Here is a 12,897-nt window from a genome sequence, read left to right as displayed (position 1 = left end):
ATGAAAGAAAAATTACAGGCACTGCTGGACAAACTGCACACCGAGCGCGACGACTTCCGGGTAGGCTTGCACCTGTTGGGTATGGAAGCCAAAGAGGAATGGGAAAAGGCCGAAGGCAAATGGGAAAACCTGCAAGTGCGCTTGCGGGATACCGGCTTGAAACTGCACATGGAGGCCAAGGAAGAAATCCACGACATGGGCGAAGAAGTCGACAAACTGCAACACAAGCTGACCGACAAATGGCAGGACATCCGCGTGGAAGTGGTAGAAGAACTGCACGAGCTTGGCGAAGAAGTCGCCGAGTTGTACCAGAAAATCCGTCGTCATTTCTGACAGGTCACGCGGAATAATGCGCCGGGCTTGCACTGGGGAAAGCGCAAAAGGGAGTATGCACAATCAGGGTTTCCGTCGTTGGCTATACGTGGCGCTGGAAAAACAAAAAGGTGGGGTGTGGGCAAAATTACTGAATCGCAGTTTGTTGGTGCTGGTCGCAGTCAACATCATTGTAGTGGTGGTTGAATCCGAACACAGTATTTACAAGGCTCACGCAGCTTTGTTTGATTGGTTTGAAATGGTGTCGGTTGGGGTGTTCACGCTCGAATACCTTGTGCGTGCATGGATTTGTGTCGAGTCCGATCAGGTTCATTTCCAGCATCCGCTGGGCGGGCGCTTGCGCTATTTGCGTTCGCCGATGGCAATGGTGGATTTAATGGCAATCCTGCCGTTTTATCTCAGTTTCATCGTAGGAGGGGCAGACTGGCGCGTGTTGCGCAGCCTGCGGCTGTTGCGTTTGCTGAAACTGACCCGCTATTCGCATTCGCTGGGGTTGTTGCTGGCAATCTTGCGGCAGGAAGCGGAAACGCTGGTGTCGGCATTGTTCATCCTCTGCATGTTGATCCTGGTCTCTGCCACCGGCATTTATCTGGTGGAAGGGCACGCGCACCCGGACGAATTCGGCAGCATTCCGCGTGCCTTGTGGTGGTCGGTGGTGACGGTAGCCACAGTAGGCTATGGTGATGTCGTGCCTGTTACCATCGTGGGCAGGGTTTTCAGTGGGGTGATCATCGTGTCCGGCATTACAGTGGCAGCTTTGCCAGCCGCCATTCTCGCTTCGGGCATGATTAACGAACTGAAACGCCGTCGGGAAAAATTTCGCGCAGAGCTGATCCACGCTATGGAAAACGGCAGGCTGGATTTTGGCGGCTTGCGCTATCTGGAAAAAATGCGTGTCCAGATCGGTATCAGCCGTGCCGAAGCCAAGCTGGTGTTTGATGAAGTCAAGCAGGAAACCCGCTTGCAGACCTATGTAAATTGTCCGCATTGTGCACAGGCAATCGTGATCAGACATCCGCCGGGGCATGTGCATGTGCGACCTGGTAAGCGGCAGCGGGACAGGTAACACGATGCTATTGTGATGATGGATTTGACGCTATCATGGTTTTCTACAATGAATCACTCGATACAGGATGAATCCGTGAAAAAAGTATCTGTACTCTTTGTGTGCATGGGCAATATCTGCCGTTCCCCCACCGCCCAGGGTGTGTTTGAACAACTGGTGCATTCGCAAGGGCTGGCTGAGCGTATTCTGATTGATTCTGCCGGAACCCATGCCTATCACGTCGGCAACCCACCGGATACCCGTTCCCAAGCGGCTGCACGCGGGCGGGGTCTGGACTTGTCTACCCAGCGGGCGCGGCAGGTGCAACGTGATGATTTCGGCAGCTTTGATTACATTCTGGCAATGGATCGTGCCAATTTGCATGACCTGCACCGACAAAGTACGTCTGAGCAGCGTGAGCGCATTCATCTGTTCATGCAGTTTGCCAGCCGTTGGGATACTGACGAAGTGCCCGACCCGTATTACGGCGGCAACAGCGGTTTTGAGCGGGTGCTGGATATGGTGGAGGATGCGGCGGTAGGCTTGCTGGAGCATATCCGCCGCAACCATCTGTGACCAACCGAACGTTATTCAGGATCAGTATGCATCCATGAAGGCCGTTTCTTCGGCGGGGGTGGTTCGGTTGGGGCAGCCTCTTGCGTGGATACAGGCGGTGTAGCTGGTTTTGCAATTGGCTCAGCCGTTACCGTCGGTACAAACGGGGCAGGTTCCGGGCGGGTTTCAATAACAACCACCGGCTTCACTGCGACAGGCTCTGCTGGCCTGACTTCGACCACTACGGGTTTTTCTGCTTTTTCCGGTTTGGGGGTATCGTCCTGTCGTGGTTCAGCCGCTTTGGGGGGGCGGGCTTCTTCTGCCGTGAAACTGATGCTGTCCGGTTTTTGGGTGTTACGGTCACGGTTTTGCCGTGCCGGTCTTTCCGGCATCAGGTCAATGACGATGGGTTCCATCACGTCAACCGACAAGGGTTCCAACGGAGCCGCTTGACGCGGTGGGCGCGAACGATCCTGCGAGCCACGCGAACGGCGGGTACGTCCCCGACGATCCCTTGGGGCGCGTTGCTGGTCAGAGGGGGAACGCTCGGCGTCATCCGCTGCATTGTCCTCGCTATCGGCATCACTGAAGCTGGTTTCATCCGCATCAACCCTGTCGTCAGACGGTGATTCTGCGCTGAAAGCGAACCCAGGCCGTTTTGCCACTTCCGGGGTATTTTCTGCATTGCCAGCCGCAGCAGGTTCTTTCTCGCTATTGTCAGCAACTGTTTGCGGGCGGGGAGTGCGTTCCTGTCGTTCTTGCCGGTAGTTGTCACGGCGATTGCGGCGTGAGGAATGTTCCGGTGTTTCTGTACCAGCCGTATCCCGTGGCACTGCCAGAGTGATTTCAAGCGGCGTTTGCACGTCGGTATTTTCGGTAACAGCAGCCTCGGGTGGGCGCTGCTCGTGGTTGCGGTTACGGTTGCGTTGCTCGTTGCCGTTGCGTTCGTTGTCACGCTCGCGGTTGTTACGGTTGCGTTGCTCGTTGCCATTGCGTTCGCTATCACGATTGCGGTTGCGCTGCTCATTGCCACGCTCGTTGTCACGCTCACCACGGTTGCGCTGCTCATTGCCACGCTCGTTGTCACGTTCACCACGGTTGCGTTGCTCGTTGCCATTGCGTTCGTTGTCACGATTACGGTTGCGCTGCTCATTGTCGCGGCGTTGGCGGGGCTCTTGTGCTTCTGCCGGGGCAGAGGTTTCCTCGTTGTTGCCATTTTTGCCATGACGACCAGAATCAGTACGGTTGTCTGATGGCTTGCGCTCTTGCTGACGGTTGTTACGATCACTGCGCTCGTTGCGGTCACGTTCACGGCGGTTGCCAGATTCAGGCTGCTTTGCCTTTTTGCCGTCGTCTTTGACTGGCTCTTCCTTGATTTCAACCTTGGCGGCGGCTTTGTCGACGCTTTCGCTACTGCCAAACAGGCTGTTGAAAATGCGGCGCATCAGACCAGGGCCTTTGACTGGCGGGGTAACAGATGTCACTGCTGCCTGTTCAGCCGGGGCAGGCGTTGGGGTGGTGTCACGCACGGCTTGCGGGGCTGGTTTGCTGGGCATGACGTTGGTGACAGCAGCTTCCACTGGCAGTTGGGCAGGCAAGGTTTCCTGCTTGGTGGTGTCTTCCAGCGGCGGTGGTTCAGGAATGTGCTGGTAGCTATGCTGGCCTTCCATTTCCTCCATACCATCGCTGCGGACACGGGTGATGTCGTAATGCGGCGTTTCCAGATAGGGGTTGGGGATGATGGTCAGGTCGATATTGCGACGTTTCTGGATGTCAACCACAGCCTGGCGCTTTTCATTGAGCAGGAAGGTGGCAACGGCTACCGGCAGTTGCGCAATGACCTTGCCGGTCATTTCCTTCATGGCCTCTTCTTCCATCAGGCGCAAGATGGAGAGTGCCAGCGAGTCGGTACTGCGGATATGACCATGACCGGTACAACGCGGGCACACGATCTGGCTGGATTCGCCCAGTGACGGGCGCAGGCGCTGACGGGACATTTCCAGCAGACCGAAACGTGAAATACGCCCAACCTGTACCCGCGCACGGTCTAGTTTCATCGCATCACGCAGGCGTTTTTCCACTTCACGCTGGTGTTTGCTGGGCAGCATGTCGATGAAGTCGATGACGATCAGGCCGCCGAGGTCGCGCAGGCGCAATTGGCGGGCGATTTCGTCAGCCGCTTCCAGGTTGGTGTTGAGTGCGGTTTCTTCGATGTCCTGCCCTTTGGTGGCGCGGGCAGAGTTGATGTCGATGGAAACCAGCGCTTCGGTATGGTCAATGACGATAGCGCCGCCGGAGGGCAGGGCAACCGTGCGCTGGTAAGCCGTTTCGATCTGGTTTTCCACCTGGAAGCGGCTGAACAGCGGCGTGCCGTCAGTGTAATGCTTGAGCTTGCGCAGGTTGTGTGGCATGACCGCCTGCATGAAGTCGCGGGCTTGCTTGTGAACCTTTTCGTCGTCGATGACGATTTCGCCAATATCCCGGCGGAAATAGTCACGCAAGGCACGGATGATGACATTGCTTTCCTGATACAGCAGGGTAGGGCCTTTGTGTTGGCTGTATGCCTGCTGGATGGCTCCCCACAGGGTTTTCAGGTAATCAAGGTCCCATGCCAGCTCTTCCGCGTCGCGGTCGATACCCGCAGTACGGACGATGACGCCCATGCTGTCAGGTACATCCAACTCATTCAGGGTTTGCTTGATTTGCTGGCGGTCTTCGCCCTCAATACGGCGGGAAACGCCACCGGCCTTGGGGTTATTGGGCATCAGTACCAAATAGCGCCCGGCAAGGCTCAGGTAGGTGGTCAGAGCCGCCCCCTTGTTGCCGCGCTCTTCCTTGTCAACCTGTACCAGCACTTCCATGCCTTCGCGCAACACGTCCTTGACCGCTGGGCGACCGTTGTACTTTGCGTCAGGGTGATAATATTCCGGTGCTACTTCGCGGAAAGATAGAAAACCGTGGCGTTGCGCTCCATAGTTTACAAAAGCCGCCTCAAGACTCGGCTCTACGCGGGTGATAACGCCTTTGTAAATATTGGCTTTTTTCTGCGCCCGGAAAGGATGTTCTATATCGAGGTCGTACAGGCGCTGCCCGTCAACCATGGCGACGCGGATTTCTTCCGGTTGCGTCGCATTAATCAAAATACGTTTCATGTACTACATAAACCATGTCATGCAGCACTTGTTACCTGTTTGTTTGCAGGTGGAACCCTGTTGTCCTGTTTCAGCAATATCAAACAGTTAGACTTATCGCTCAGTGCGGGCTAACTTTATCCATTGTCCACCTTCATCAAAGAATCGTTCGTTCGGTCGTTCACTGGTCATGGGAATGCCGTATCAAAGGGCGGGTGCATGTTGTGTTATAAACCGCTTGCGCATTCTTGCAACAGACATCAGCAACAAGTTCTGCTGTTAATGTCATGCCTGTGTGCCGAAGCCTTTCTGCATACAGGCGTCATTATTTGGGCGGTAGGCGTTGTCCTGCCGACCTTACCCGTCACAAATTCTTTCATGGAAATAAAATTCACGAGGAATTTGTGATTGAATCACTAAGGCTGGGGTCATATCATCGCGTTCAGATTTGACTAGACCCGTTTGCTCAGGGCTGTACCTGATTTTGCCCACCGCGAATATATCAATTTGGTTAATCTTATTCAATTTGCATTTTTAAATAAGTTGGTATCCCACTTAATGACAGTCCAGTATCACACAGTAACGGAACACGAGGCCGGGCAACGGGTCGACAACTTCCTGATTCGTTACTTCAAGCAGGTTCCCAAAAGCGTTATTTACCGGATTTTGCGCAAGGGGGAAGTACGGGTTGATAAAAAACGGGTCAAGCCGGAGAAAAAACTGGAACTGGGTGAAATCATCCGTATTCCCCCGGTCAAGCAGGAGGAGGATTTGCCTCATGACAAACCGGTGGTTGCATCACAAGGCTTGCTGGATGTGCTGGAACAGGCGGTGCTGCGGGAAGACGAGCAACTGATTTTCATCAACAAACCTTCCGGTTTGCCAGTGCATGGCGGCAGTGGCCACAAGCTCGGCCTGATCGAAGCCTTCCGCCAGTTGCGCCCCAACCTGCCGTTTGTGGAGCTGGCGCACCGTATTGACCGCGACACCAGCGGCATTGTCATCCTGGCGAAATCGCGCCAAGCCCTGACCGAACTGCACGAATTGTTCCGTGACGGCAAGATCGACAAGCGCTATCTGGCTTTGGTGGCAGGCAAGTGGACGTATGGGCGCAAGCACGTCACCATGACCCTGGGCAAGGACGAAGGCAATCGGCAGAAAGTGCAGGTGATGGAAGAGGGCAAGGAATCCGAAACCATTTTTTCCCCAGTGAAAAACCTGCGTGGTGCAGCCCTGATCGAGGCGCAAATCCTCACCGGGCGGATGCATCAAATCAGGGTGCAGTTGCAGAATCTGGAACATCCGATCCTGGGTGATGATCGTTACGGTGATTTTGCCCTCAATCGTCAGTTCCGCGAAAAGGGGTTGAAGCGCCTGTTTCTGCATTCCGCGAGTGTCAATTTCGTGCTGTACCTGACCGGGCGGCGCTATGTGGTGGAGGCTCCGCTGCCTGCCGAGTTGCAAACAGTGGTGGCAAACCTGCGATGAAAGCGTATTCCCTGCTGATTTTTGACTGGGATGGCACGCTGATGGATTCAGCCGCCCACATTACCCAATGTATGCGCAACGCGATTGCCCTGACCGGGGCTGAGCCACGTACCGATGCCGAAATCCGTCACATTATTGGGCTGGGGCTGGAAGAGGCCATTCAGCACCTGTACCCGGACAAGCCATTCAACCGTATCCGCGAGATTGCCAACGAATACCGCCAGGAATTCCTGGTGCGTAGCCAGCACGGTAGCGAACTATTTGCAGGTGCGCGGGAAACCCTGTATGCACTGGCAGCACAGGGTTATCAGCTTGCGATTGCCACTGGTAAATCGCGGCGCGGGCTGGACAAGGTGCTGGATGAAACCGGCCTGCACGGCTTATTTCCCATCACCCGTTGTGCCGACGAAACCCATTCCAAGCCGCATCCCCGGATGCTGGAAGAAATTTTGACAGACTACGATGCTGCCACGCATGATGCGCTCATGATTGGTGACAGCGAATACGATTTGCAGATGGCGCGGAATATCGGCATGGATTCGCTGGCGGTCAGCTACGGCGTGCACGATTTGCCCCGCTTGTTGCAACATCAGCCGCGTGGTTTCGTTGATGATGTAACCCATATTCCCGATTGGTTGGCAAGATTAAAGGTTAAAACATGAGCCAGGAAGACACACAAGCAATTCAAGCCCTCAAGGATGTTGCGCTGGAGGGTATCAAGGAACAGCGGCGGGCGCGGCGTTGGGGGATATTTTTCAAACTGTTTTTTGTCGCGTATTTGCTGATTGCCTTGATCGCCCTGATTGGTTCGGGTGCTTCCAACAGCAAACTGGTTGAACACGATGAGATTACCGCCGTGGTCGACATCAATGGCATCATCATGGATGGTGCAACGGCGAGTGCTGAGCTGGTCAACCCTGCGCTGAAAGAGGCTTTCGAGCATGAAAAAACCAAAGGTGTGATCCTGCGTATCAACAGTCCTGGTGGCAGCCCGGTGCAATCCGGCATTATCAATGATGAAATCAGGCGTTTGAAGGCCGAATACAAAGAAATTCCCGTGTATGCGGTGGTTTCCGACCTGTGTGCTTCCGGTGGCTATTACATCGCGGTGGCAGCGGACAAGATTTATGCTGACAAGGCTAGCATTGTCGGTTCCATCGGGGTGCGCATGGATAATTTTGGTGCAGTGGAGCTGATGGACAAGCTGGGGGTGGAGCGTCGTCTGTATACCGCAGGCCGCAACAAGGGGATGCTGGATCCTTTCTTGCCAGAAAACGAGGAACAAGTGCAACATGTGCGAAACATGCTTGATACCACGCACCAGCAATTCATCAGTGTGGTCAAGCAAGGACGTGGCGACCGCTTGCAGAATAACCCAGACATTTTTTCCGGTCTGTTCTGGACAGGGGAAGATGCGCTCAAACTGGGTCTGATCGACGGCTTGGGCAGTGATGCCTATGTCGCCCGCGAGCTGATCAAAGCCGAAGAAATGGTGAATTTCACCTCGGAAAAAGACTTGCTGGAACGTATCAGTGAACGGGTGGAAACCTCGGTGCAGTCATTGTTTGCGCTAGATGCGACCCCGCGCACGGTGTTGCGTTGATAAGGACCCTCACCCCAGTCCCTCTCCCGCCAAGCGGGCGAGGGGAGCAGGAAGATTGATATGGAGTTGATGCTGCGCCAACTGGCAGATGCATTGCAAGCCAGAGGCTGGATGCTGACGACAGCGGAATCCTGTACCGGTGGTTGGATTGCCAAGGTGTGTACGGATTTGGCGGGTAGTTCGGTGTGGTTTGAGCGTGGTTTCGTCACTTACAGCAATGAATCCAAACAGGATATGCTGGGGGTGAAGGCTGAAACGCTGGCGCAATATGGCGCGGTCAGTGAGGCGGTGACGGCGGAAATGGCAACGGGGGCGTTGCGGCATTCGCGTGCGCAGGTGGCTGTCTCTGTCAGCGGGATTGCCGGGCCGGGGGGCGGCACTGTCACCAAGCCGGTGGGGATGGTTTGTTTCGGCTGGGCGGTTAACGGTGGCGTTTACACCGAAACCTGCCAGTTTGCAGGTGATCGTGAAGCGGTGCGCCTTCAGTCGGTGGAACATGCCCTGCGGGGTGTGCTTCACTGTTTAGATATGAAATAATCCCCGCTTTCACCACCCAAACACAGAATTTACCTCAAAGGAGTGTCCGCATGGACGAGAACAAAAAGAAAGCCCTCGCAGCCGCCTTAGGCCAGATCGAACGCCAGTTCGGTAAGGGCGCGGTGATGCGCATGGGCGATTCCAGTGCTGCACGCGACATTGAAGCCATTTCCACCGGCTCACTCGGCTTGGACATTGCCCTTGGCATCGGCGGCTTGCCCAAAGGCCGCGTAGTCGAAATCTACGGCCCGGAATCCTCGGGTAAAACCACCCTGACCTTACAAGTTATCGCCGAATGCCAAAAGCAAGGTGGCACAGCAGCATTTGTCGATGCGGAACACGCGCTTGATCCGGTTTATGCGCAGAAACTCGGTGTCAATGTCGATGATCTGCTGGTTTCCCAGCCTGACAATGGCGAACAGGCGCTGGAAATTGCCGACATGCTGGTGCGTTCCGGTGCGGTTGACATTGTGGTAGTCGACTCGGTAGCCGCACTGACACCGAAGGCTGAAATCGAAGGCGACATGGGCGATTCCCACGTCGGCCTGCAAGCTCGCCTGATGTCACAAGCCTTGCGCAAACTCACAGGTAATATCAAGCGTTCCAACACGCTGGTGATTTTCATCAACCAGATTCGCATGAAAATCGGTGTGATGTTCGGCAACCCTGAAACCACTACCGGCGGTAATGCGCTGAAGTTTTATGCTTCGGTGCGCCTCGACATCCGCCGCATCGGCAATATCAAGAAGGGCGAAGAAATCACCGGCTCGGAAACCCGCGTCAAAGTGGTCAAGAACAAGGTCGCACCGCCCTTCAAGCAAGCCGAATTTGAAATCCTCTACGGCGAAGGCATTTCCCGCGAAGGTGAACTGGTTGATCTCGGCGTCAAGCAGAACCTGATCGGCAAAGCCGGTGCGTGGTACAGCTATAAAGGTGAAAAAATTGGTCAAGGCAAGGACAATGCCCGCACCTACCTGAAAGAACACCCGGATGTGGCGGCTGAAATCGAAAAAGCAGTACGTGATGCCTGCATGAGCAACCCCAGCTTCGGTCTGGTGGCGGGTACGGCAGAAGATGATGCCGGGGCTGACGAGGTTTGATGGATGCTGTGCGGGAATGCGAAGCGGCAGCCGTGCGCTTGCTGGCAAGCCGCGAACATTCCCGCCACGAATTGCTCCAGAAACTGCGCCAACGTTGCGAGTGTGACAGTGAATCGCTCGCACAAATACTGGACAAATTGCAGGAAATGGGGTATCTGGATGATGCTCGTTACGCGGCTGCTTTCATCCGTTCGTCAGTGGCACGCGGGCGTGGTGAACAACGTATCACCTATGAATTACGTGAGCATGGTGTCAGTGACACGATAGCGGCACAAGCCTTGGCAGATGCCGAGGTGGATTGGTTTGCGCTGGCAAAGGATCAGCGCATCAAGAAATTTGGCAGGGAAATCCCTGCGGATTACAAGGAACGCGCCCGGCAGTCTCGGTTTCTCGCCGGGCGCGGTTTTTATACGGACTCCATTAAAGCGGCATTCCAGAATGACCCGGACGAATAAGCCGGGGTGGGTAGAACGATGACAACTGCTGAACTCAGACAACAATTCCTCGATTTCTTTGCCAGTAAAGGCCATGAAATCCTTGCTTCCAGCTCGCTCGTGCCGGGCAATGACCCGACCTTGCTGTTTACCAATGCAGGCATGGTGCAGTTCAAGGACGTGTTCCTCGGCATGGATCAACGCCCCTATAACCGCGCCACCACTTCGCAGCGTTGCGTGCGGGCAGGCGGAAAGCACAACGACCTGGAAAACGTCGGTTATACGGCGCGTCATCACACCTTCTTTGAAATGCTGGGTAACTTCAGTTTTGGCGATTATTTCAAGGAAGATGCCATCAAGTATGCGTGGGAATTCCTCACCGAAGTGCTGAAACTGCCCAAGGGCAAGCTGTGGGTGACGGTATACGCGGAAGATGACGAAGCCTACAACATCTGGACGCAGCAGATGGGCATCCCACTTGACCGCATTACCCGCATCGGCGACAACAAGGGTTCGCGTTACGCTTCCGACAACTTCTGGCAAATGGGTGATACCGGCCCGTGCGGCCCTTGCACCGAGATTTTCTACGACCACGGTGAACACATTTGGGGTGGGCCGCCGGGCACACCGGAAGAAGATGGCGACCGCTACATCGAAATTTGGAACCTGGTGTTCATGCAGTACGAGCGCACCAAGGATGGCGAAATGCGCCCGTTGCCCAAGCCTTCCGTCGATACCGGCATGGGTATGGAGCGTCTGGCAGCGGTGATGCAAAGCGTCCACAGCAACTACGAAATCGACTTGTTCCAGACCCTGCTGAAAAAGGCTGCTTCGCTTGCGCCCAATGCCGATCCAAACAGTCCGTCACTGAAGGTGATTGCCGACCACATCCGTTCCTGTTCGTTCCTGATTACCGATGGCGTATTGCCGTCGAATGAAGGGCGCGGCTATGTATTGCGCCGCATTATCCGCCGCGCTATTCGCCACGGTTACAAGCTGAGCATGGCAGCGCCGTTCTTCCACAAGCTGGTACAGCCGCTGGTAGATGAAATGGGCAAAGCCTACCCCGAACTGGCTGCCGCGCAAACACAAGTCGAACAGGCGCTGGAAAAAGAAGAACGCCGTTTCGCCGAAACGTTGGAACACGGCATGAAAGTGCTGGAAGAAGCCATCGGTGCGATGTCTGGCGACACCATTGACGGCGAAACCGTGTTCAAACTTTACGACACCTACGGTTTCCCGGTTGACCTGACTGGCGACATTGCCCGCGAACGCAACCTGAAGCTGGACGAGGCCGGGTTTGAAGCGGCGATGGACGCGCAACGTGAACGCGCCCGTGCCGCAGGCAAATTCGGCGCAGACTACGGCGACAAGCTGGACGTGAGTGGTGCAACCGAATTCCACGGCTATGAACAATTGGCGGAAACCTCCACCATCGCTGCGCTATTCCGTGGCAGCGAAGCCGTCAGCCAAATGCAAGCGGGTGACGAAGGGCGTGTTGTCCTCGACCACACCCCGTTCTATGCCGAATCCGGCGGTCAAGTCGGTGATACTGGTGTGCTGCATACTGGCGACGCGGTTTTCCGTGTCAGCGATACCCGCAAGCAAGGCGCAACCTTTATCCACATCGGCAAGCTCGAATCCGGCACATTAAGCTTTGGTGCAAGTGTTACTGCTGAAGTCGATGCCGAACGCCGTCAGGCCATTATCCTCAATCATTCCGCTACCCACCTGATGCACGCCGCGCTGCGGCAGGTATTGGGGACGCACGTTGAGCAAAAAGGCTCGCTGGTTACGCCGGAACGCCTGCGTTTTGACTTTTCCCAGCCTGACCCGGTTTCCGCTGAGCAGATTGCTGAAGTGGAGGCCATCGTCAACCGCGAAATCCGTGCCAATGCCGCCACCTCCGCGCAAGTCATGGGCATGGAAGATGCCAAGAAAGCCGGGGCGATGGCATTGTTCGGCGAAAAGTACGGCGATGAAGTGCGGGTGCTGAAAATCGGTTTTTCCACCGAATTGTGTAGTGGTTGCCACGTCAACCGTTCCGGCGATATTGGCTTGTTCAAGATTGTCAGCGAAGGCGGTGTGGCAGCAGGTATTCGCCGTATTGAAGCGGTCACGGGTGCAAACGCGCTCGCATGGTTGGGTGAAGTCACCAACCGTCTGGATCACGTTGCCCGCCTGCTTAAATCCAACCCGACCGAAGTTGCCGACAAGCTCGACGCCATGCTGCAAAAGAGCCGCGCACTGGAAAAGGAACTGGAGCAACTGAAAGGCAAAATGGCTTCCCAGGCCGGTTCCAGCCTGGCCGACCAGGCAGTGGAAGTCGGCGGTATGCGGGTACTGGCAGCCAATCTGGAAGGGGCAGACCCCAAATCGCTGCGTGACACCGTTGACCAGTTGAAAAACAAGCTGGGCAAGGCAGTGGTGATTTTGGCAACCGTTGCCGATGGCAAGGTCAGTCTGGTGGCAGGCGTGACCAAAGACGAAACCGCCAAGGTCAAAGCCGGTGATTTGCTGGGCTTTGTCGCCGGTAAAATTGGCGGCAAAGGCGGTGGTCGCCCCGACATGGCACAAGGGGGCGGTACGGATGTCGCCGCATTGCCCGCCGCACTGGCAGCCGTGCAAGGCTGGGTGGCAGAAAGGGTTTGAAGAACCCCTCACCCCCTAG

11 protein-coding genes are annotated in these 12,897 nt (G+C 55.5%); 10 read left to right on the top strand and 1 reads right to left on the bottom strand.

Annotated elements, in window-relative coordinates; all coding sequences use genetic code 11:
- The 3 genes from B2U47_RS15100 (at position 1) to B2U47_RS15090 (ending at position 1,954) form a co-directional block, all read left to right on the top strand.
- The gene (locus tag B2U47_RS15100) at positions 1-333 is read left to right on the top strand and encodes a hypothetical protein (RefSeq protein WP_296679897.1); all 333 of its coding nucleotides are present in this window, start codon (positions 1-3) and stop codon (positions 331-333) included.
- 55 nt (positions 334-388) lie between these two features.
- Positions 389-1,399, top strand: a complete 1,011-nt coding sequence (locus tag B2U47_RS15095; RefSeq protein WP_296679899.1) for a potassium channel family protein — start codon at positions 389-391, stop codon at positions 1,397-1,399.
- A 75-nt stretch (positions 1,400-1,474) separates the two neighbouring features.
- Positions 1,475-1,954 carry a low molecular weight protein-tyrosine-phosphatase gene (locus tag B2U47_RS15090; protein WP_296679901.1) on the top strand — a complete coding sequence of 160 codons (480 nt, stop codon included), beginning with the start codon at positions 1,475-1,477 and terminating at the stop codon, positions 1,952-1,954.
- Between the two features lie 11 nt (positions 1,955-1,965).
- Here the strand turns inward: B2U47_RS15090 and B2U47_RS15085 are convergent, their stop codons facing one another.
- A complete protein-coding gene (locus B2U47_RS15085; RefSeq protein WP_296679903.1) occupies positions 1,966-5,085 on the bottom strand; it encodes an Rne/Rng family ribonuclease in 3,120 nt (1,039 codons plus the stop codon).
- A gap of 537 nt (positions 5,086-5,622) precedes the next feature.
- Between B2U47_RS15085 and B2U47_RS15080 the strand changes: the two genes are divergently transcribed.
- The 7 genes from B2U47_RS15080 to alaS are packed head-to-tail and all read left to right on the top strand — an operon-like array spanning position 5,623 to position 12,878.
- Positions 5,623-6,552 carry an RluA family pseudouridine synthase gene (locus tag B2U47_RS15080; RefSeq protein ID WP_296679905.1) on the top strand — a complete coding sequence of 310 codons (930 nt, stop codon included), beginning with the start codon at positions 5,623-5,625 and terminating at the stop codon, positions 6,550-6,552.
- Positions 6,549-7,214 carry an HAD family hydrolase gene (locus B2U47_RS15075; RefSeq protein WP_296679908.1) on the top strand — a complete coding sequence of 222 codons (666 nt, stop codon included), beginning with the start codon at positions 6,549-6,551 and terminating at the stop codon, positions 7,212-7,214. The genes B2U47_RS15080 and B2U47_RS15075 overlap by 4 nt, the downstream gene beginning before the upstream one ends.
- Positions 7,211-8,155 carry a S49 family peptidase gene (locus B2U47_RS15070; protein ID WP_296679910.1) on the top strand — a complete coding sequence of 315 codons (945 nt, stop codon included), beginning with the start codon at positions 7,211-7,213 and terminating at the stop codon, positions 8,153-8,155. Before B2U47_RS15075 ends, B2U47_RS15070 begins: the two co-directional genes overlap by 4 nt.
- Positions 8,156-8,215: 60 nt before the next feature.
- Complete coding sequence (pncC, locus tag B2U47_RS15065; protein WP_296679911.1) at positions 8,216-8,692, top strand: nicotinamide-nucleotide amidase; 477 nt, start codon at positions 8,216-8,218, stop codon at positions 8,690-8,692.
- Positions 8,693-8,742: 50 nt separating this feature from the next.
- Positions 8,743-9,792, top strand: coding sequence for a recombinase RecA (recA, locus tag B2U47_RS15060; RefSeq protein ID WP_296679913.1), 1,050 nt, complete (start codon positions 8,743-8,745; stop codon positions 9,790-9,792).
- The gene (locus tag B2U47_RS15055) at positions 9,792-10,247 is read left to right on the top strand and encodes a regulatory protein RecX (protein WP_296679915.1); all 456 of its coding nucleotides are present in this window, start codon (positions 9,792-9,794) and stop codon (positions 10,245-10,247) included. Before recA ends, B2U47_RS15055 begins: the two co-directional genes overlap by 1 nt.
- Before the next feature lie 18 nt (positions 10,248-10,265).
- Positions 10,266-12,878, top strand: coding sequence for an alanine--tRNA ligase (gene alaS, locus B2U47_RS15050; protein ID WP_296679917.1), 2,613 nt, complete (start codon positions 10,266-10,268; stop codon positions 12,876-12,878).
- The last annotated feature ends 19 nt before the right edge of the window (positions 12,879-12,897 follow it).

It is taken from the genome of Thiothrix sp. UBA5583, assembly GCA_002425225.1.
Classification (GTDB): domain Bacteria; phylum Pseudomonadota; class Gammaproteobacteria; order Thiotrichales; family Thiotrichaceae; genus Thiothrix; species Thiothrix moscowensis.
This window is presented reverse-complemented; position numbering and strand designations above follow the sequence as displayed.